Annotated in this window: 15 protein-coding genes; 7 read left to right on the forward strand and 8 right to left on the reverse strand. The window is 41.0% G+C overall.

Annotation, left to right across the window (positions count from 1 at the left end; all coding sequences use genetic code 11):
* Window positions 1-364 precede the first annotated feature (364 nt).
* The 6 genes from ACNURT_RS21345 to ACNURT_RS21370 form a co-directional block, all read right to left on the reverse strand.
* Window positions 365-2,002: a RagB/SusD family nutrient uptake outer membrane protein gene (locus ACNURT_RS21345; protein WP_090463649.1), complete on the reverse strand. Its 1,638-nt coding sequence runs from the start codon at window positions 2,000-2,002 to the stop codon at window positions 365-367.
* A 40-nt stretch (window positions 2,003-2,042) separates the two neighbouring features.
* The gene (locus tag ACNURT_RS21350) at window positions 2,043-5,339 is read right to left on the reverse strand and encodes a SusC/RagA family TonB-linked outer membrane protein (protein WP_255366841.1); all 3,297 of its coding nucleotides are present in this window, start codon (window positions 5,337-5,339) and stop codon (window positions 2,043-2,045) included.
* A 230-nt stretch (window positions 5,340-5,569) separates the two neighbouring features.
* A complete protein-coding gene (locus ACNURT_RS21355) occupies window positions 5,570-6,598 on the reverse strand; it encodes a FecR family protein (RefSeq protein ID WP_090463642.1) in 1,029 nt (342 codons plus the stop codon).
* Between the two features lie 191 nt (window positions 6,599-6,789).
* On the reverse strand, window positions 6,790-7,377 hold the full coding sequence (locus ACNURT_RS21360; RefSeq protein ID WP_090463639.1) for an RNA polymerase sigma-70 factor: 588 nt from the start codon (window positions 7,375-7,377) through the stop codon (window positions 6,790-6,792).
* 387 nt (window positions 7,378-7,764) lie between these two features.
* Window positions 7,765-8,544, reverse strand: a complete 780-nt coding sequence (locus ACNURT_RS21365; protein WP_419699445.1) for a carbonic anhydrase — start codon at window positions 8,542-8,544, stop codon at window positions 7,765-7,767.
* Window positions 8,545-8,854: 310 nt separating this feature from the next.
* On the reverse strand, window positions 8,855-9,244 hold the full coding sequence (locus ACNURT_RS21370) for a nuclear transport factor 2 family protein (RefSeq protein WP_090463636.1): 390 nt from the start codon (window positions 9,242-9,244) through the stop codon (window positions 8,855-8,857).
* Window positions 9,245-9,382: 138 nt separating this feature from the next.
* Between ACNURT_RS21370 and ACNURT_RS21375 the strand changes: the two genes are divergently transcribed.
* From ACNURT_RS21375 to ACNURT_RS21405, 7 genes are all read left to right on the forward strand, one after another.
* Entirely contained in the window at window positions 9,383-9,691 is a 309-nt protein-coding gene (locus ACNURT_RS21375) for a winged helix-turn-helix transcriptional regulator (RefSeq protein WP_090465725.1), read from the forward strand.
* A 642-nt stretch (window positions 9,692-10,333) separates the two neighbouring features.
* Window positions 10,334-10,924, forward strand: a complete 591-nt coding sequence (locus tag ACNURT_RS21380; RefSeq protein WP_090463630.1) for an RNA polymerase sigma factor — start codon at window positions 10,334-10,336, stop codon at window positions 10,922-10,924.
* Between the two features lie 95 nt (window positions 10,925-11,019).
* Entirely contained in the window at window positions 11,020-12,189 is a 1,170-nt protein-coding gene (locus tag ACNURT_RS21385) for a FecR family protein (protein WP_419699446.1), read from the forward strand.
* Window positions 12,190-12,362: 173 nt separating this feature from the next.
* Window positions 12,363-15,653 carry a TonB-dependent receptor gene (locus tag ACNURT_RS21390; RefSeq protein WP_419699447.1) on the forward strand — a complete coding sequence of 1,097 codons (3,291 nt, stop codon included), beginning with the start codon at window positions 12,363-12,365 and terminating at the stop codon, window positions 15,651-15,653.
* A gap of 11 nt (window positions 15,654-15,664) precedes the next feature.
* A complete protein-coding gene (locus ACNURT_RS21395; protein WP_090463621.1) occupies window positions 15,665-17,335 on the forward strand; it encodes a RagB/SusD family nutrient uptake outer membrane protein in 1,671 nt (556 codons plus the stop codon).
* 31 nt (window positions 17,336-17,366) lie between these two features.
* A complete protein-coding gene (locus tag ACNURT_RS21400; protein ID WP_419699448.1) occupies window positions 17,367-19,157 on the forward strand; it encodes a hypothetical protein in 1,791 nt (596 codons plus the stop codon).
* Window positions 19,158-19,746: 589 nt separating this feature from the next.
* Window positions 19,747-20,004 carry a hypothetical protein gene (locus tag ACNURT_RS21405; protein ID WP_090463615.1) on the forward strand — a complete coding sequence of 86 codons (258 nt, stop codon included), beginning with the start codon at window positions 19,747-19,749 and terminating at the stop codon, window positions 20,002-20,004.
* A 62-nt stretch (window positions 20,005-20,066) separates the two neighbouring features.
* On the opposite strand, the gene ACNURT_RS21410 is transcribed toward ACNURT_RS21405, so the two are convergent.
* On the reverse strand, window positions 20,067-20,318 hold the full coding sequence (locus ACNURT_RS21410; RefSeq protein WP_419699449.1) for a hypothetical protein: 252 nt from the start codon (window positions 20,316-20,318) through the stop codon (window positions 20,067-20,069).
* 3 nt (window positions 20,319-20,321) lie between these two features.
* Window positions 20,322-21,413, reverse strand: coding sequence for a S1/P1 nuclease (locus tag ACNURT_RS21415; RefSeq protein ID WP_419699450.1), 1,092 nt, complete (start codon window positions 21,411-21,413; stop codon window positions 20,322-20,324).
* Window positions 21,414-21,440: the final 27 nt, after the last annotated feature.

Consider the following 21,440-nt stretch of genomic DNA (forward strand, 5'->3'; position numbering starts at 1 on the left):
GTTTTTTAATTGACTTTGGTTTTAAAATTGCCTAAACTCACGTATAACTATTTGCTTAAATTAATTCAATCGTATCAAGTGGGAAGTAAATTTCTTTAGCTGTCCGGTAGTATGTTTTATTAAATTTCGGGCCAGGACTATCTTTCATTTTATTATTATCAAATGTTTGGTAATCTGATCAATCCGCCCTTCGAATCACATCATCAGGCAACGATAGATTTTAAATGCTGTTTAATTTAGAAAGCAAATGCGGCCTCAGTGCGGTAGATTTAATTTGCAAACAACCGGGAAGGACAATCGGTACGAACTACGCCCTATCCTTCCCGGATAAATGTTAAGATACTTTAATCGGAGATTGCAAGACTTAATAGCCTGGATTTTGAGTTAAATTTTTATTCAGATCGCGTTCCGATTGCGGTATCGGCCACAATTCATTCTTCCCGGTCACAAAGCTTCTTTTTTTGTAAATATAATAACCATCGGCATCAACGGGATATGCGGTGTAGGATGCCGGTGTATTGGTAAGCTTCATCCCGGTAAACTGGCGGTCGTTTTCTGAAGCAATAATTCCCCAGCGAAGACAATCATAATATCTCAATCCCTCGAAAGCAAATTCAATATGACGCTCGCGCCTGATTATTGTCCTTAGCGCGGTCGGATCTGTTGTGGTTACTGCTGGCATGTTAACCGCAGCCCTTCCCCTGACTTTGTTGATGGTCTGATCAAGCAGCGATTGATTGATTGAGGCGCCGGATTCAAGTTCAGATTCAAGGTAGCCTAAAAGTACTTCCGGGTAGCGGATCAACGGAAAATTGGTTCCGGAATTAAATGCTTGACCAACCGCCGGATCATCTTCCAGGAATTTATGAATGCAGTACCCACTCCAGATCCCGGGATACTCGTTAAGCCTGTCGGACAATGTTGTTCCCGGCTTGGAAGAAAACGTTGTTCCTCTGAAAACAGTCCGGTCCGAGATCATAATGGTCGCATCCAGCCGCGGATCACGATTATTGTATGGATTATTCTTGTCATATAAAGGAGATGCTTCAATACTTTTGCCATCTGTACATTCATAATCCTTCACTAACTCATTAAAAGGCGAAAATTGGTGCCAGCCTCCCCAGGTTTCGGGTGTAAGATATATGAAAAGCACGTTAGAGTAAACATCTTTAAGATACTGCGATGTCATGATAAACTCATGACTGAACTCGTTGGCCTGTTGAAATAGCTCACGAAATTTTGGATCAACAACGTAATAGTTGTAGTCCATGATTGTTTTGTAAGTGGTAGCGGCATCTGCCCATTTCTTTTCCGCCATTTGCAACCTACCCAATATCGCCAATGCAGCGGCAGAAGTAACACGGCCATTTTCTCCATCCGGCCTGGAATGTGGTAGCACCGGATAGCTGGCTTTCAGCTCCGATTCAACAAAAGCCCATATATCGGCCTTGGGAGTTCGGGTAACACTGTTGGCTTCTGCAATCGTCAGCACATGCTGGACCAACGGAACATCTCCAAAATATAAAGCGAGGTTAAAATATTCATAGGCCCGGAGCGTACGTACTTCAGCGATCATGGTCGCTTTTTGTGTTGCATCCATAGTTACTTTACCAATATGGTCCAGGAAGTTATTATCGGTGGCGATATGCTTATAAGCATTCTTCCAATATGCCCCGGTAACCCAATACGACGGCGTTAACGTTCCATCGGTTACATGATCCGGTATAGATTCTTTTTCCGAACCATCGCCGGCCATCATGTCAAGTATCAGCAGGGATTTCGGTGTCCAGAAATCCTCATCAGTCCAATTGGCGCCTGTATTGTAGCAACCGTTCAGGGCCAGGGTAGCGTCCGCAGAGGTTTTCCAGAAAGTTGCATCAGAAACCGAATCTAACGGTTCTTTATCTAAGAAATTCTTTTTACAGCTTGTGGTTAATGCCCCCAGCAATACCAAAACAATTCTTATTTTAAATATAATTGAGTTTAAATAGCTCTTTTTCATTTTAGTGATTTTATGGTTAAATCTAAAAAGATGTGTCACGTTAAAATTTAACATTTACGCCGAAGGTGTAAACGCTGGTGATAGGGTAAAAATTTGGTCCGTCCCCTGTTGCTTGATACATCTCTGGATCCCATCCAGGATAAAAATGGTTCCACGAAAACAGATTTTGACCGCCCATAAAAACCCTTAACCGGCTGATATGAAGTTTTTGTGTCACGCTGTTGGAAAACGAATAACCGAGCTGTAAGTTCTTTACACGGAGATAGGTGGCATTCCGGTTCCAGAAAGTAGAGGTTTGTACATTTTCACTTCCCTGGCTTAAATTAGTTATGGCCGGATAGGCGGCATTCGGATTCGGATTGGCGGCGGTCCATGCATTATCTGCCTGCCATCTTTGAATATTGCCCGAATTGTAATAAGCAAAAGCCTGATAGGACCCCATCTGTTTAGAATATCCTCCCAGGCCCTGCAACAAGGCTGTAAAATCAAACCCTTTATAGTTGGCTGTCAGTGTCGCGCCATAAGCATATTTAGGGGTGGTATTGCCGATCACAGTCCGATCGTAGGAATTCACTACTCCATCCGGGACTCCGTTTGGTCCGCTGATATCCTTAAAGCGGATAACACCAGGGCTACCGGCGATCGGCTGTGTTGGATAAGCAGCAACGTCGGCAGCATCTTTGAATATACCGTCGGCTACATAACCATATACCGGGTTAAGTGATTGACCCACAAAAAAACCTGCACCTATGTCTTGCTGAATATTTCCTGCAATTTTGGTAACCCTGCTGTTAACATAGGAGAAGTTAGGGGATAAACCGATATGGAAATTACCGATCGAAGTGTTATATTTAAGCATGATCTCAAAACCGGTATTTTTCATTGCACCTGCGTTAACTTCTGATGGTGTTAAGCCCAGCACCGAAGAAACAGGTACATTGTAAAGAATATCGGAGGTCGTTTTATCGAAGTAGTCTAAAGTCATACTCAGGCTTCCTTTAAAAACATCCAGATCAAGTCCCACATCAGTGATCCGCGTTGTTTCCCATTTAATGCCGGCATTGGATAATGTGGTTAATGCGGCGCCTGGTGCAAGAGCTCCACCAAAAGTATAATTTTGCCCTAAGCTGATGGCGTTTTGATACGGGTAATTGGAGATATTCTGGTTCCCTAACTCACCCCAGGAAGCACGAAGCTTAAGGTTATAGATCCAACTGATATTGTCTTTAATAAAGGACTCCTCAGAAATCCTCCAGCCGGTAGAAAATGAGGGGAAAAATCCCCATCGGTTATTTTTTGGAAAGCGCGAAGAACCATCGTAGCGTGCATTGGCTTCAAAGAGGTATTTACCGCCGAACGCATAATTTAAACGTCCGAAATAGGACCTCAACGCCCACTCCGATGCGGAACCCGATGACTGCATATTGGTAGCGGCGCCTGCGTTCAGTTCATATAACAGGTTGCTGGGAAAATTGTCTCTGGAAGCCCGGATCCAGTTATCCCGGTTTGATTCCTGCGAATAGCCTGCCAAAATGGTAAAACTATGTTTCTGAATTGTTCTGGTATATTGTAATAAGGACTGAAGGGTTGTTAACGTGCCGTCACCTTTATATACAGTTAAGTTGTTGGGGCCGATATGCGTGTTGGCATCAAACTGAACATCGGCAACATAATTGGTATTGGTAAGATCATAGTATTTATAGCCGCCTTTACCACTTAATGTCAGTCCCTTAATAATTTCCCAGGTAAGCTCAAGGCCACCCATCAAATATTTATTGCGGGTATCATTAAACGATGGGCTGGCCAGCCAGCCCTCCGGACTGAAAGCATCCTGATGTCCGTAAGTACCGTCGGATCTCAGCCCGGCAAAAGTATTGGGTTCACGAACGGCATATCCGATAATGCTTTGCATATCTCCGCTATTTTGCCGGGGTTCTGTGGTGTTAGCGGAATAACCATTCAAATTTACTTTTAACGTCAGATTGTCCTTGATTTTACTATCTACATTTAAAAGAAAATTGTATTTCTCATAATCATTTTTTGCCACAATACCATTTTGGTTAAGGTATCCAAGGGAAAGCAAATAGGTATTCTTTTGATCACCACCGGTGAAACTCACGTTGTGGTCCGTTTGAAAGCCGGAGCCGGAGTTCAGTAAATTTTTAAGGTGAAATACGTTCGGATAATTATCAGGATCGGTACCGCTTTTGTATTTGGCGACCACATCTGCCGATGCGCCAGTGAGTTGCGCGTACTCCCAGGAATTCACAAAATCAGGCAGAGAAGTTGCCTTTTGCCATCCTAAATAATTATTATAGGCAATTTGCATTTTACCGTTTTGTCCGCGTTTGGTTTCCACCAGGATCACCCCATTTGCTGCGCGGGTTCCATAAATAGATGCCGATGCGGCGTCCTTTAGTACAGATATGCTTTTTATATTATCCGGATCAATATCATTGAGTGACCCGGCCAATCCATCAATTAACACCAGCGCATCCCGGCCGGCGCCAAAAGAGCCTATTCCTCTTATAGTGATACCTGCTCCGTCATTTCCCGGACGGCCGCTCCCCTGGGAAACCTGCACACCCGCAGCCAGGCCCGCCAAAGCCTGCGATGCTTGTGTTATCGGCCTGTTATCCAAGTCATTTGAAGATATACTGGATACCGAACCGGTAAGATTGACCTTCTTTTGCGTTCCGTAACCGACAACGACAACTTCGCCTAAATCTTTACTTTCAGGCTCTAACTTCACGTTGATGTTTTTCTGGCCGTTAATCAATACTTCGCGACTGGCATAGCCGATAAAGGTGAAAACCAATGTTCCATTATAATCTGGTATATTAATGATATAAACACCTTGTTCGTTAGTACTTACCGCGGTAGCCGTACCCTTTAATCTCACAACTACGCCGGGGAGGCCCTGGCCGCTCTCGTCAGTAACTTTTCCACTAACGGAAACCACTTGCATTTCTTCGATACCTGATTTGGCGTCGGTAGCTGTTATGGAAAGCTCCTTGGTATTCTTACTTAGTACTATCCGGTCATTTACAATATCATAGCTAATGTTATAAGGCCTCAGTAGTTCAGTTAACAAATCTTTAAGCTTTTCCTGATGTACATCGATATTTATCTTTTTCGTGCTTTCGAGTATATTTTGAAAATAAATAAATTTGACGTTGGTCTTTTTTTCCAGCTTTTTTAAAAAGCTGCTCAAATCCATATTTTTAGCAGAGATATTTACCTGTTGTGATAATATCCCCTGGGCATGGCTGGGGCTGGCCAGGGAAACCCCTGTAAACGCAATTGCTATCAATAGCTGACTACATGTTATTTTCATGATTCTACACCAGTCAATGGATCTTTGTAAATTAATATTCATACATTAGAATGTTTTATTTGGTTAAAAAATGAGACAAAAATCCCCCTGCACCTTAACTAAGGTGTTCTTTTCCGAGACATGGGGGGAATCTAAAAGAAAGGGTGTCGCAAGCACTCTTTCTTTCATTTTAGGGATTAAGGGTAGTTACGATTTCTTCATATGAGGGATTTAAGGTTAATAATAATTGGTTATCTAGAGGTTTCCTTCTGCAACGTAAATTTTTTCCCATCCGTTACATAGGTTAGTTTTAATAGTTTTTTTAACATCTCCATAATGTCGGGCAAACTCTGATCCGTAAAGTCTGCCTGCAATATATATCCGTTTAACTCTTTATCCTGTAGCACGATTTCAACATTAAATTGCTTATTGAGCGTCTGAATAACATCACGTAAAGCGGTTTTCTCAAACGAAAGATTCGCTTTAGTCCACATATTTAACGAGGAAATTTCGGCTATCCGCCCGAGCTTCAGACCATGCCGGGTTTCTTCGTAAATTACTTTTTGCCGCGGCAACAACATTACGTTATTATCCCTCTGGTTTTTGACGTCAAATATTTGCTTATTTTTATTTGCAATTTCAACAGATACCTTACCGGTAACTACAGCCACTTCTGCAGTGGTTTCCCGTTCACTATCGTGCACACGGAAAGTGGTGCCCCATACTCTGGTAGTGATATGATTACTGTAAATCACAAATGGGTGCGCTGGGTCTTTGGTTACCTCAAAAAACGACTCTCCTGATAATGTAACTTCCCTTAAATCTTTTTTAAATACTTTATGATAACTTAGGTGCGCACCCGGGCTAAGCCAAACAATGCTTTTGTCAGGTAGGGTTTGCTTGTAGATAGTACCAGTATGATTGTTGATAACAATATCTTCATTCTGAAGATGAGCAGTCGATTGCGCTGCTTTTTGATCACCTAAAAAGCCTGGTATTTTTAGAAACAATAAAAGCGCAGCGGCAGCACCTAAGGAATAACCAATGTATTTTAAGAACTTCATTCTTACAGTTTTTCCGTTTTGATCAGCATTAAGGCCCGACTCGATATTCGCCAGCATCCTCAACCGTAATTCCTGCTGCTGTTGGATGCTTAACTGATCATATGGATCTGCTTTGCTTTCAAAAGAATTATACCATTCGAGTACCATGTTCTCTTCTTCAGGCGAACAGGCACCGTTGAGGTATTTCTGTATTAATTCAGGCGAAATAGGTTCCATTTAATCGGTTTTAAATTAGCGGCTATACAGATATGACAGTTCTCAAAGCCTCACCCCCTTATTTGCCATGAAATATTTAATTAAAACATATCACACCCACACAGCGGAGGTTCATTGGTACGTATATATTGTGCGGAAAGCGATAAAACTAAACGAGCAATCTATGGATAAGAATAAGTAAGAATTTACCTTTACTTAAAAAAAACAAAGGCGGCCAGGGATAAAAGAATATAATGAAGGCCGATACGTAAATATTTTAAGGCCCTTGTAATATGATTTTCAACCGTCTTTTCTGAAATACCTAATTGCTGAGCAATTTGTTTATTACTTTTATGATGCTTACGGCTGAGCTCAAATACGGAACGGCATTTTTCGGGCAGAAAACCGAGGTTTATATTTAATTGATGGCTTAAGTCGTTAGCCATCACTATTTCTTCCGTGGAATTATCATAATCAATGCTGTCATGAACAAACGATTCATAAACCCTCCTTCTGACAGTTTCTTTCTGAATTTGGTTCAGTATCAGATTCCGAACGGCGGTAAACAGATAGCCACTTAGAGAAGAATTAATTTTGATGGTTGCCCGGTTCCTCCATAGATTGATGTAAAGATCTTGTACAATTTCTTCAGCAACTTCGGTTGAAGAGCAACGTTTACAGGCTGCATTATACAATTGAACATAATAACGATTGTATATTTCAATAAACGCTGCGGTCTCGTCCTTTGTATTTAATTGAAGCAGGATATCTTCATCAGTCATCTCCATCAGACTTTTCATTTGCTAAAAAATATTTACTCGTTTAGATATAAGCATTCTAGCAAATAATCGATAGATGAACTTTCGTCCAGATCGGTTATTGCGTAAGTAATTGGTTTGAATTAAAAAATTTAGTGATTAGCGGACTAATATATAAATAAAATTTAAAAGTGTAAAAAACACAATTAATTCCCTTTGAAATTTTCAATCGGGACTTATATAAACAAAACCACAGGTTATTCGAGTGCATTCTAAACTTAAAGTATAAAGAATTAAGTCATAAATTCAGATGTTTATTTAATTGCTACGTCCTTAAAAGGCAGAGCAATGCCATGTATAAAAAAAGAGTCATCCAGCTACAAAAAACATTATAGAAGGCGCTGACCCTAATTTTCATGGTGGTATGGCTTACTTAGATTTCTTTTCCGGAAGACCATGCAAGGTTTCCTTTAAGAGTTCTACCTTTCCAGTGTGAATATCATAAACGGCGCCTACGATCAGTATCTCGCCTTTTGAATATTTTTTATGCAAGATAGGATCTAAATTCCTGAGGATATTCACCTGATCGATTACATTTTGTCTTACTGCATTATTTACAGGATCGCCCGGCATGTGTGCTACTTTGGCTACAGCAGGTTTAATTTCATTTATTAAAGTCACTATGTGGCCAGGAACATCTTCAGGTCTTTGCACTGCCGCCGCCACGGCGCCACACTCAGTATGTCCTAAAACAACAATTAACCTGGTGTACAATTTTAACACCGCATACTCTATGCTTCCATAAGAGGCCGCCGATGAAACTTGCCCTGCGGTTCTGATAATAAATAAATCACCTACACCCTGGTCGAATACGATTTCATTTGGCACGCGTGAATCAGAACAGCTTACAATGGTTGCAAAAGGTTTTTGACCCAAGCCTAATTTTTTAATGGTTTCCGCATCCTGTCTGGGGCGAATGGATTTATTTTCGACGAATCTCTTATTGCCTCCCATAAGCTTTTTTATGGCTACTCCCGGGTCGGTAAATGCCGAATCTCTATTTACAATATAGTGGTCGGCTCGCCATTTTAAGGAGCCGGAAGCTGATTGTTCGTGCTTTTTGATCACGGTTACTGGTTGTACATTCTGTGCATCAGCAAAATAACGGAGAGTAAACAATACAATAATTACAAGTGGCATTTTTTTCATATAGGTAGGTACTAAAGAGATTTAATTGTTTTTTTGTAATAGGTAGTAAGGAGAAGAAGTTTATGTTTATACCTTTTGATATTCATAAGTTGATCATTATCTAAATCTCAAAAAAGTTTTGGCAATAACTATTATTCGAATACTCTTCAATGGGGACAACCCTGAATTTGTATCGATAATTGTCATTGCCGTTACTATTCTAATAGGGGAAGCTCCCTTATGGACTGGAAATGATGGTACTTTGTTGTAATTAAATACCTTGAAGCTCTTTTTTAATTCGGATCCTTCGTCATTGAATCCCTGAAAAGAATTATTTACCCCAAAACTTGTCTTCGAGTTCCTGATCATCGGAAAATAGCCATACTCCTGTGATCTTTCCTTCATTTACTTCAAACAGGTCTACTCCGGTCATATCGATGTTTCGGTCGTCAATTGTGCCGCTAAAGCGAACTGGCAATGCGGCCATCTTGCCGTTGACCATTAAATTTCCGTATGGCTTCAATGCAAAACTTCCCCGGGTTGCTTCCATCATACCACCGAGCATTTTTCCGATTGCCTCGATTCCTGATTTTACTCCTGAAAATTTGTGGGATCCTGGTTGATGCCATTGTGCGTTGGGACTAAAGAATGAAAAGGCAAGGCCTACATCGCCTTTTCCTAAGGCTTCCAAATAGGCTGAAATTATTTCCTTTGGCATCATAATATTTGATTTTTTTAATGTTTACTTTGCAAAGTAATGTGATATCTTACTTTTGCACAAGTACTTACTTACCGGTAAGGTACTTACCTGTAGGTTAGATATATTGATAATCAAATGGAAGAAACTCCGAAAATAATCATGCAGTCGGATATAAACTGCCCGGTTAGAAAATCTTTAGTATTGTTGGGTGGCAAATGGACGTTGTTAATACTGTTCCAAATAAATGAAAGGACTATCAGGTACGGCGAGTTAAAAAGATGTATTCCCGGAATCAGTGAGAAGGTGCTAATGCACGAATTGAACGTCTTGGTGGCAAATGAATTTGTTGCTAAGAAATCATACGCAGAAATTCCCCCCAGAGTTGAATACCGACTAACGGACAAAGGATTAAATACTTTGCCAATCGTAGATCAACTTGCAGCTTTCGGACTCCATAACCTTTTCTGATATTTATTCTTAATAGCTATATATCAATTTCATCGCTTCGCAAATCTCTTCCTATCTAATTTTACCGATGTAAATTTAGAAGGGAAAAACAACGGTTACAGTTGGTTACCCGATATAATTTTAACTAAATCACGCAAACTGAACGCGACTATTACTTTGAAGCTAAGACTCGACGCCGGTTGACTGGTTTTTAAACGGTGTAATGATATTTAGGCCCTAAAATGACGTTTGGTTTTTCTATATACAAGGGCAGGTCTGTAAGTTACGGAAGTGCCCGGATCCGGAATGAAAAAACGGTGTCAAATTCAAATTCTATATTAGGTGAATCTTGCGGAGTATGCGCCAGAATGGGTTTGTTGGCCGCGGGAGCAGACCCTATCAGGGAACTTACACTAATCCAGGAAGTCCAAAGAGGGTGCCAGTATAGTGAAACCAAAACATAATATTTTGCAAACAATTATAAATAACTATTTTCGTCGAGTCAATTATAAACGAAACCAGTAAATTTCATTTTGATGTTTAATGATTCGTTTCAGTACACTTCTGATGTATTGAACGCAATTAAGATCGTAGTAATTATTGCCAAACCGGAAATAAAAGGCGACCTCTTTTATTCACTTTATGTTTAAAACTTTATAAAACATGGCGTCGATTTACGGAGCTTTTGATGATCATCAACTTGCTGATCTTTTAACGTCAGATGATGAGGCTGCATTCGTTGAAATTTATGAACGCTATTGGAGTAAGCTTTATATATTGGCGCGAAACAGATTAAATGACTCCTGCGAAGCAGAAGAAGTCGTTCAAGATATATTTTACAGCCTTTGGCGGAATCGAAGGTCGTTCGAATTGATAAAGGGATTTGATAATTATTTTTCATCAGCAGTAAAGTTCGGCGTAATTAACAGGTTATCAAAAAAAGCCCGGCGAGTGACTTATTCTCAGGAGATTGCTGAAAGAGTATCAGAAATTGATGAAAGTACAACTCACCGGCTGGACTTACTTGACCTCCAACAACACATACAGGTATCTTTAAGCAGCTTACCGGACAAATGCAGGGAAATTTTCAACTTAAAGTACGTTCAGGGATATTCACAACGACAAATTGCCGAGGAACTGACAATTTCCGAAAAAACAGTAGAAGCTCATTTATCAAGGGCCCGTAAAAAGCTCAAGGGGACATTTTTTCATATCTCATTATTCCTTATCTCCATTTTTCTTTTGTTCTCGTAACGGTAATATTCAATACCTGCATGTAGGTCGCAATTTTTTTTTGCTGCATAGGGATTTGTGCCTTTGTTTTGTCTATATATAAAACGACATCTTTAATGGCTGCAAAGGAAAACCAGGAACGCATATGGGAACTTGCCAGGAAATGGCAGGATGATAGCATTACAGAAGACGAACGTAAGGAATTCAATGATTGGTATAAATCCTTTGATGACACCGGCATGCCCGATCTCCTGGGTGATAGCCCCGAGGCATTAAAGGAACGAATGCTTCGGTCTGTTATGAAAATGAAAAGCAATTCTGACCGGGCAGCTGCACAAACAACGTTTTTTTCTTATCGCGTTGCTGCCGCAGCAATTGTCCTTCTTTGCTTATCTGTCGGTGCATACTTATTTTTAAGGCCGTCAATAAAATACAGCGCGCACAAAATTGCTGTTATAAAAACCGATGCCAGTCCCGGTCGTAATAAAGCAATACTTACTTTATCAAACGGCGAAAAAATCGACCTTGATCAAGCCCAAAGCGGAATATTAGCCCGAGAAAAAAGCGCCATTGTCAAGAAGACAAAAGATGGGCGGCTAGCCTATAACAATACAGCTTTAGGAGCTGGCCCAAACAATGGCGAAATGCTATATAATACGGTAACTACGCCAAGGGCAGGACAATATCAAATTACTCTGCCGGACGGATCGGATGTGTGGCTTAATGCCTGTTCGTCGATTAGCTTTCCGCTCGCTTTTGGGGAAAATGAGCGGCAGGTAAAAATATCCGGAGAGGTTTATTTTGAAGTTAAAAAAAATAAACATTTACCATTCCGTGTAATCAGTAACAACCAAATAGTCGAGGTACTTGGCACACATTTCAACATTAACGCCTATGTGGACGAATCGGTAGTAACAACAACCTTACTGGAAGGATCGGTAAAGATATCTCAACTTAACCAGCCCAGTGCAAAGTTTCTTAAACCCGGGCAACAATCAATTATTCAACCCGGCAAGGCGCCTATTAACATACAACAAGTGGATACTGAAATTGCTGTTGCCTGGAAGAATGGTTATTTCCGCTTTGAACATGCTGACCTGCAATCATTGATGCGGCAGTTTTCCAGATGGTATGATGTTGATGTAAGTTATGAGGGAGCAATAAGTGATGATTTTTTTGAAGGGCAGATACCGCGAAGCTCCAAATTATCTGAAGCATTAAAAATATTGGAATTGGGAGATGTCCACTTTAAAATAAAAGACAAAAAATTAATAGTGCTGCCTTAAATGACCTTTTTAATCAAACAATTGTTAAACCAAAAAAGCTCAATGATATGAAGAAATAGCTATACAATTACCCACATGCCTAAAAAGAGCCGAAAGTGCTTCCAACACTTTCGGCTAATTACGTCGGGCCAGTCAAAAAACGAATCCATTACTAACCCAAGCTTAACAAAAGTATGAAATTTAAACTATGTGGCAAATTAGCTGCCATTGGGTGGATTTTTCCATCTAAAATCATTCTGGTGATGAAACTCACTACACTCCTTTTAATTATTGCCTGTGTGCAAGTATCCGCCAAAGGATACGCGCAAATGGTTACGCTCTCAGAAAAAAACATCCAAATAGCTGAAGTGTTTACCAAGCTGCATAAGCAAACCGGTTACAGTTTTTTTTACAAATACAAGTTTGTCAAAGATATAAGGGTATCTGTTGAATTACAGGATGTAAATATTGAACAAGCCCTAAACGCGATTTTAAAGGACCAGCCGCTCACCTATTCTATTGTCAATAAGACTGTGGTTTTAAAAAGGAAGGAAGGAACTGATGCTACAAAAGACGTCGGTATTCCGCCTGTAACAATAAAAGGTAAAGTCCTCGATGAAAACGGAAAAACCTTACCAGGCGTCACAATTAAAGTCAAAGGATCAAATACTGGGGTCGTCACCGATTCAGAGGGTTCATTTACGTTCACGGTTCCGGAACATGCTACCATTGTTGTATCCTTTATCGGGTATGAGTCGCAGGAAATTGCGTTAAACGGAGAACTAAACTTGACCGTCAAACTTACGCCTTCCCTTAAATCCCTCGATCAGGTTATCGTGATTGGCTATGGTGCTCAAAAGAAATCGGACATTACCGGCTCAGTTGCACGTGCCGATTTGGAGTCATTCAGACAATCGCCCAATACTAATTTAGTACAGTTGTTGCAAGGAACGGTGCCCGGTTTAAATATCGGACAGGTATCATCTGCGGGCCAGTCGCCTACGATTCAAATCAGAGGACAATCTACAATTTCCGGATCCCAAAATGTTTTGATTGTTCTGGACGGAATTGTTTATAGTGGCGATATATCCAGCATTAATCCAAATGACATCGCTTCCATCGATATCTTAAAGGATGCAAGCAGTAAAGCCATTTACGGTGCATCAGCAGCAAACGGCGTATTGTTGATCAGCACAAAAAAAGGGAAAGCAGGCAGCAAGCCGGTTATTAACTTTTCATCTTCCTATGCTACACAGAACCCAGCTAGCCAGTTACATCCTTTAGACAGGAATGAGTTTATACAAAAAGTAAAAGATATCAATTGGCGACAAGCTTATTTAGCGCCTGATTACCTTACACCAAATCCGGCCTTCGATCTCCGCTCAAAATTAGATGCTACACAGGTATCGGGCTATGATAATGGAACCGATTACAATTGGTACAAAGCAGCCACTAATCCGGGCCTGTTGTATGACCAGCAGCTAAGTGTGAGTAACGCTACTGAAAAAACCAATTTTTTCATTTCCGGCGGCTATACCAAACAAAAAGGCTTTGTTATTAATGATCAGTTCAACAGGAAATCGATAAGAATCAATCTGGAAACGAAAGTTTTCGATTGGCTTACTGTCGGAGCGCAGGCATTTACTTCACTGGCTGATTATTCCGGTAATCCACCCGATTTACGAAGCATCATGCTTTACAGTCCTTTGAACACTCCATACAGCCCTGCCGGAGCCATCAATCTGACGCCTAATGCATCCATTAATAACCCCTTTTTAAGTACCTATGGAAGCGATTATAACCACAGAAATACTTTGTCAGGTAATTTTTACGGGATTTTCAATATTCCTCATGTCAAAGGACTTACCTATCGTTTGAACTATGGTAACGGATATTATTGGAATCAACATTACATGGCTAACCAATACTCCGCTAATTTTACAGGGGCGGTTTCAAAAGTTAATGATGCCACTTACGATTATACTTTGGACAACATTCTAAATTATAAACGAACTTTTGGTACTGATCATTCAATTGACTTAACCATGGTTTATGGCGCAAGAGAGCGTAAGTATGAAACCACATCTGCTTCAGGCGCGGGATACAACAATATATCGTTGGGTTATAATAGTTTACAACAAGGACTTATCCAGCAAATATCATCCAATGCTTATAGCGAGACTTATAATTATCAAACTGCCAGGCTGAGTTATGGCTATAAAAGCAAATACCTGTTAACATCTACGATCAGGAGGGATGGATTTTCCGGCTTTGCCAGTAATAAGAAATTTGGTGTTTTCCCATCAGTGGCAGCTGCATGGGTAGCCAGTAATGAGTCCTTTCTTAAAATCAACTGGCTTGATAATTTAAAGTTACGGATGGGTTATGGCTCCAATGGCAATTTAACCAACCGTTATGCTTCTTTGGCTACTGTGTCGCAGGGAGCTGCTTATGTTTTCGGGGATGCCGGCGGTACCTTATTTGGCCAGCAGGTAGCTACATTAGCCAACAACAACCTATCATGGGAAACCACAACCGGTATTAATATTGGTGTAGATTTTTCTTTACTCAATGGCCGGATAAGTGGAGCTGTGGATTACTACAATACCAGTACCAATAATTTGCTTTTTAGTGTTAACATCCCTACAATTACGGGATTCTCGTCTATCAATACCAATGTCGGGGAAATAAATAATTCGGGGGCCGAATTTACATTAAATACGATAAACGTTAAAGTAAAAGATTTTCAATGGAGCACCGTACTAAATTATGCAACCAATAAAAACAAGATCAAAAAGTTATTGGGCTCCGGTGACCTTGTATCCAGCAACCTGTTTATCGGACAACCTTTGGGTGCTATCTACAACTATAAAACCGATGGTATATGGCAAATTGGCGAAACACCCCCGGGCGGTTATTACACAGGCGGCAATAAGCTGGTGGATGTCAATGGGGATGGTAAAATAACATCAGATGACCGGGTAATTTTAGGGCATACCGAACCCGCTTACAGGTTTAGTATAGGCAATACTTTTTCTTATCAACAGTTTTCTTTATTTGTATTTATCAACTCTGTACAGGGTGGAAAAAATGGCTATTTGGGCTACAATAATCCATGGAGCGATACTGGCATTCAGCAGGGAGACAATGCCATAAGGAATAACTGGTTTAAAGAAGTCAATTACTGGACACCTTCAAATCCAAATGCAGCTTACCGCATCACGGGTAGCGTGCCGGCTATCGACCCAGGCATCTATCAGGATAGAAGCTTCGTCAGGCTCCAGGAGGTTTCACTCAGCTATAATTTCAGTAGCGCACTGATCAACAAAGTGGGAATAAAAAATCTGCGTGTTTTCCTGAGCGGTAAGAACCTTGCAACTTGGACGAAGTGGAAAGGATGGGACCCTGAAACCATCCAGGGCTTTGCTTATGGAGCATCCCCGGTTATTAAAGCTTATTCCGCAGGATTAAATGTTACCTTTTAATTATTAAAAACATGAAAAATCTATATAAAATTTTGATGTGTACTGTATTACTGAGTACAATATCATGTAAGAAGACATTCCTCGATGAAAAACCACTCGATTTTGCAAGTACGGTCAATTCATTCAGCACTTTAAAGGATTTTAACGCTTCTGTTTATAACTTATATAATTTAGTTCGTACCGAATTTTATACTTACGATGAACAAAGTCCATTTGATTACATCTACGGATTGGACCTGGTATATGACGGCCAGCCAAGTGGCCCTCAAAGGTTCAGTGATTACGCAGTTTCAACCAATCCCAGTAACGGTTATTTAACAATCCATTGGACTAACCTCTATAAAATCATTTCAGAAGCGAACACTATTTTAAACAGGTTGCCATCCTCATCGGTAACTGGTGCAGATGCTAATCTTGTTCAGGCGAATGCCCGGTTTTTTCGAGGTTTTGCCTATCGGACACTAGCTTATTTATATGGTGGGGTTCCGTTAGTGTTGAACGAAGTGACTTCGCCTAAGACGGATTTCGTAAGGGCGAGTCAGGCGGATGTTTATAAGCAGGTAATTGACGACCTGATGTTTGCCGCTGCTAACCTGCCGGCAATTTCGGCGGTGCAAGATGGCCAAATATCCAAAACGGCAGCCCAGCATTTGTTAGCCGAAGTTTATTTAGCCGCAGGGCAGTTTAATAATGCGGTTACAACGGCCAATCTTGTAATCGATGACGGAAATATGGCTTTAATGAAAACCAGATTTGGGTCGCAAAGCGCAGATCCAGGAGATGTTTATTGGGATTTATTCAGGCCGAAGAACCAAAACCGTAGTTCAGGTAATAAAGAGGCTATCTGGGTAATTCAATTTGAAAACGATGTGCCGGGAGGCTCTTCTTCCGCCACCTCCATTAACGGCAGCTATCGTTTGGAAAGACAGCACGCCCCTTTAATAAGGGATCTCACATTAAGCGATGGCGCAAAACCGTTTTTATGGCCGGTATCTGATTATACCGGGGGAAGGGGTATTGGCTGGGCCATTTCCACAAGATATTTTACCAACTCCATCTGGACCAGTGATTTTAGTAATGACATGAGAAATTCAAACTATAATTTTGTCCGCACCTTCACCTACAACGATCCAGCTAAACCCGCGTATTTTGGTCAGACCGTTTCGACAGAAAATCCGCCACCGGGAGTTATCGTGCCAAGCAGGGCATTTTACGCCTATCAATCTAAATGCACAACTCCAGGAAAACACCCCGATGGATTATTCATCAATAAGTCTACGCTTCTACTGAGCTCTGCAGCAGGCGGTACATATTGTAATCAATATATGTTCCGTCTGGCCGAGACCTATTTAATACGTGCGGAAGCATACCTCGGTGCCGGATTGTTGGAAAACGCTGCAAAAGATATAAATGTTGTCAGAGCGAGGGCAAATGCCTCACCCATATTATCTTCTGCGGTCAATATTAATTACATATTAGATGAGCGGATGCGCGAATTAGGTGTTGAAGAAAAGCGACGGCTTACTCTGGCCCGGCTTAACCTGGTTTACGATAGGACCGTAAATGTAGCGCATAATCCAGTTGCTGCCAATATCAAACCAACCAACAATCTTTGGCCGATACCTCAAAGTGAAATAGAAAGAAACAAAGACGCCAAATTAATTCAAAATCCTGGCTATTAGTGTAATGCTAAAAAAACAAAGCTTATTTTAAATGGATAATTTTAAGATAAAAATTAAGTATCTGACACTAATTGCATGCCTGTCCATAATGATTGGACAGGCATTTGCACAGTCAGCGGTTCAACCACTTCCATACATTCTGGACATGGTGCATAATAACCCAGGAGAAGTACCTTATGTAACAAAGTATAATGATCCAGTTTACATGAAATCTCAGGGTTTTAATGGAATGGTAACTCATTGGTTTGTCAATTGCGCCATTACTTATGATAATTACGAAAAAGGCATTGTTCCTGAAAACAGTAAAGAGCGGGAATGGATAATGGCGAAAGCTGCGGAAATCGATAAAAAACTGAATGCCTGTAAAAAGGCTGGTATGTGTGTTTATCCATTTACCGACTTCATTGTTTTTCCAAAATCATTGTGGACAAGATATGGCAGCGAAATAACGGGGAAAGGCAAGGTAGCCGGGACTGGCGGCATGGACGAACGGTCAAGAAAGCCCGATATGCAAAGCAAAAGGACCCAGGATATGCTCCGTGCACAGATAGCCGGGATTTTTGAACGGTTTCCTCAACTGGACGGTTTGACACTTCGCTTTGGCGAAACATATTTACAGGATGCTCCTTATCATATGGGAGGTGGGCCTATACGTGATGGTAAGAGTGGTATAGAAGATCAAGTGACCTTGATAAACATTTTACGGGATGAGATTTGTGTAAAGCGCAATAAGAAGCTGTTTTATCGTACTTGGGATTTTGGATATAATTTCCATAACAACCCCGATTATTATCTGGCAGTTACCAATCGAATAAAACCGCATCCTAATTTAATTTTTGTCATTAAATATCAGCAGGACGATTTTCACCGCATGACACCGTTTAATCCTACGCTCGCCATCGGCAACCATGCACAGATAGTGGAGGCACAATCAAGGATGGAAGCTTACGGGAAAGGTGCGCATCCGTATTATACGGCCAAAGGCGTAATAGACGGCTGGCCGGAGACGAAATATGAAATCGTTTTTGGGCGACATGAATTCAATGGGAAGCTTAACGATCCAGACAATCCGCGGGGAATAAAAGATATTTTGGGTAAAGGATTATTAAAAGGAGTTATGACATGGTCAAATGGAGGCGGATGGGACGGCCCGTATATCACTAATGAGTTATGGGCAGATTTGAATACATACGTGCTTTCACAATGGGCGCAGCATCCCGAAAAGTCCGAAGAAGCCCTCTTTTATGAGTTCGCTAAAAGGCTTGGGTTAACTGGTTATGAAGCCGATCTGTTCAGACAGCTAAATCTATTGACCATAGAAGGTGTGCGGAAAGGACAATTGAACAGTTATACATCTAATGCCGTTTGGTGGAGTCGTGATCAATATTTTTCGGCGGTAGAAAACAAAAATATAGTCAATGAAATCATTAACAAAAAAAAAGAAAGAGAAATATTGGCTGAAAAAGCAGAGGCTTCAGCCATATGGAGGCAGATTGAAGCGTTGTCGAAACAAATCCATGTAAACAATGCTGCTGATCAGGAAGCTGTTGAAGTGTCATGTACCTATGGCCGGATAAAATATGAACTGGTCGAACAGATGTGGATATTGATGATAGAAAACGGCATCGCAAAACGGGGCGGCAGTTTCAATATAGGGGTAATTAAGCAGGCCATTAACCATTACGACCTTTTATGGTCGGAATGGAAGGCTCTAAAGTCATCCAGTAAATATTGCGCTACTCTTTATACCGATTTGGCTTTTAGAAATCAGCAAAACGGAAGTATAGGAGAGCTGGTTGACAGTTTAAGAAAGGTTTTATGACGATCGTTATGTTTATGCTTATTATATCAGTTTTAATAATACGGACATCGATTTCCGAAATAACGGAGCGTTCGTTTAACATGTAACAGCGACATAATTATGGGTATGGTCCTATGTTCAGTTTAAAGAGTATCACTGTTTTCCCATCGTTGGGGCTTTGGCATCAACAATAAAACGGGTTTGATTTGACCAGATAATGATTATGACAGCATCTTGATGGTAACTTTTAAAAACGGAAAGGCTTACATGGAAGTTGATAAGGAAAATGTCAACCCATCAGCATTGTGGATTTTAGCTTAAGGTGCGTGTATAATACTTAAGCTTTATCGTCTTCATAAGAATAAAGTTGCAATTTCGAGATTTACCTTTATCTGACGAGATTTACCTTTATCTGAGTTGGTCTATGAATGAATGCCCCAGATACTGTTTTAAGGGATATATAAGAGCTGATCGAGAAAAGAATATTAGAAAAAGAACCTGGAGGCCGTCAGAACATCACTTATAACTTAGTATCTCGGGAAATAACATATCAAGAGGGACCGGATACTTATAAGTTATGATTTGAGCTGTTCTTTTCTAACTTCGCGGCATGACTACGAATTTTAAGATCACGTTTGAAGGAACGGAATTTGAATTTATAACCATGAACAGGGTAAGGCTTCAGCTATTCCAGGTTTATGTGCTGTTTGAGCGGAAGAAAGTAAGGTTTCATATGCAGGTAAACGATAACGATGAACAGCGGTTCTACATTACTGACCGGTCTTCATGCCCTAAAATATATTTGCCGTTGGAGTCTCAATACAGTGAAGCGATCTTACAAAAAGGCCTTGCCTTACCAGCTATTTAACAGGCCATTTTAATTTTCCTATTGATTAAAGATCAGTGGCCCAGAGTCAGCCTAAGAAAAATTTAAGCATTGCTCAGTTTAGCCAGTTTCTCCGCAATTGTTTGAAGCAGATGAAGATTCATCGGAATCGGTGCCATGGGCTGCTCCGGATTGATCAAAGCCCGGTAGCCGCCTTCCTCATCAGGCTCAAAGGTAAAAGTCATTTCATCGATCAGCACGGCGATGCGATGGGTGTAACCCCACCGCTCAAAACGCGCTTTAAATTCGTACTCCTGTCCCTGGTAGGATACGGGTATGATAAACGGTTCATGCATAAATTAAAATTTGACCTTTGATGTATCCGTGATAATAATTTCCGGCTTTCCTTTATAGTCAATTACCTCCCCTTCCACTGTGATCATCTTATCGCTCAACTGATTTCCCAATCCTTTTGCTTTACCTTTTAGCGCGATCGTCAATAATTGATTGGGATAGGCTGCGCCTAAATTGACCAGTACCATACTGCCAATATCCTTACTGCTGTACACCTTGCCCTGCACACTCACGTTTCTCCCAATCGCATTCTTGATCTCCTCCAGCTTTACGGCACTTACACTTTGAGCACCAGCTGACGGCGAGGGCGATACGCTGTTCACCTTCACCTGCTCATTATTGAACAGTTTATTGAGTTCACCAGCCAAACGGATACCGGCCTGACCGATACGTTTATGGATAACGGTGATGTATTTCTGGTAATAAGTTTCATCTATTTCCTGACCGGGTTTGGCTTGTGCATAAAGTTCGCTGCTGACCTGATAACTTTCCCAGATCCATTCCATGGGGCTATCTGATTGCCATTGTTTGATCTGCGCGGTTGTCGCTACATCGTAAGACCTGACAATTTCCGTTTCGCTGAAACCTTCATGATCGATCAGTTTGCTATCCCAAAGACTGTGCAGGTTAGTGCCCTTATTGTCAAAACGTACTTGGATGGTGTTACCACCTTTATCTTCTTTACGACTGACGTGCATCGGCTGATGAGCGTCACCAACCAGATGGATCAGGTATTTTAGCGCCTCGTTCTTCTGATCGGGTGTTAAACCTTTGTCCCGCAGGCTTGCTTCCGTCTTCAGGATCGCACTATAAACATTATTATCGCTTTCACTTACAAATTTGACAAACTGTTCGTGCGTTAAACCCAGGGGCAGGTTTAAAAAATGCCAGGGTGCGGTAGTCGGATTGCGGTTTTCATCTGCCCAGGTGGCTACTTCTGCCATGCTTTCACCTTTTAAGTAAGCTGAAACGACATAGGCGGTATTGCTGGTCAAATGTTTTTGCGCGATTGTCGCGATAGCCCGGTGTCCTTTAAAGCCCCAGGAGATCAGTGTTGCCGGAAGGGCTATCAAACAAAAAATAAACAGTTTCTTCATGCTGCGAATATATATGGTGGATAGTTT

The sequence above is a fragment of the Mucilaginibacter sp. NFX135 genome, assembly GCF_048565145.1.
In the GTDB taxonomy this organism is placed as follows: Bacteria; Bacteroidota; Bacteroidia; order Sphingobacteriales; family Sphingobacteriaceae; genus Mucilaginibacter.

What these genes read in the sequence shown, in the direction of transcription:
- ACNURT_RS21400 (WP_419699448.1), top strand. Translation starts at nt 17,367, where the DNA reads ATGGATAATTTTAAGATAAAAATTAAGTATCTGACACTAATTGCATGC.
- ACNURT_RS21350 (WP_255366841.1), bottom strand. Translation starts at nt 5,339, where the DNA reads ATGAAAATAACATGTAGTCAGCTATTGATAGCAATTGCGTTTACAGGG.
- ACNURT_RS21390 (WP_419699447.1), top strand. Translation starts at nt 12,363, where the DNA reads ATGAAATTTAAACTATGTGGCAAATTAGCTGCCATTGGGTGGATTTTT.
- ACNURT_RS21355 (WP_090463642.1), bottom strand. Translation starts at nt 6,598, where the DNA reads ATGGAACCTATTTCGCCTGAATTAATACAGAAATACCTCAACGGTGCC.
- ACNURT_RS21385 (WP_419699446.1), top strand. Translation starts at nt 11,020, where the DNA reads ATGGCTGCAAAGGAAAACCAGGAACGCATATGGGAACTTGCCAGGAAA.
- ACNURT_RS21375 (WP_090465725.1), top strand. Translation starts at nt 9,383, where the DNA reads ATGCAGTCGGATATAAACTGCCCGGTTAGAAAATCTTTAGTATTGTTG.
- ACNURT_RS21415 (WP_419699450.1), bottom strand. Translation starts at nt 21,413, where the DNA reads ATGAAGAAACTGTTTATTTTTTGTTTGATAGCCCTTCCGGCAACACTG.
- ACNURT_RS21345 (WP_090463649.1), bottom strand. Translation starts at nt 2,002, where the DNA reads ATGAAAAAGAGCTATTTAAACTCAATTATATTTAAAATAAGAATTGTT.
- ACNURT_RS21365 (WP_419699445.1), bottom strand. Translation starts at nt 8,544, where the DNA reads ATGAAAAAAATGCCACTTGTAATTATTGTATTGTTTACTCTCCGTTAT.
- ACNURT_RS21360 (WP_090463639.1), bottom strand. Translation starts at nt 7,377, where the DNA reads ATGAAAAGTCTGATGGAGATGACTGATGAAGATATCCTGCTTCAATTA.
- ACNURT_RS21405 (WP_090463615.1), top strand. Translation starts at nt 19,747, where the DNA reads ATGACTACGAATTTTAAGATCACGTTTGAAGGAACGGAATTTGAATTT.
- ACNURT_RS21380 (WP_090463630.1), top strand. Translation starts at nt 10,334, where the DNA reads ATGGCGTCGATTTACGGAGCTTTTGATGATCATCAACTTGCTGATCTT.
- ACNURT_RS21410 (WP_419699449.1), bottom strand. Translation starts at nt 20,318, where the DNA reads ATGCATGAACCGTTTATCATACCCGTATCCTACCAGGGACAGGAGTAC.
- ACNURT_RS21395 (WP_090463621.1), top strand. Translation starts at nt 15,665, where the DNA reads ATGAAAAATCTATATAAAATTTTGATGTGTACTGTATTACTGAGTACA.
- ACNURT_RS21370 (WP_090463636.1), bottom strand. Translation starts at nt 9,244, where the DNA reads ATGATGCCAAAGGAAATAATTTCAGCCTATTTGGAAGCCTTAGGAAAA.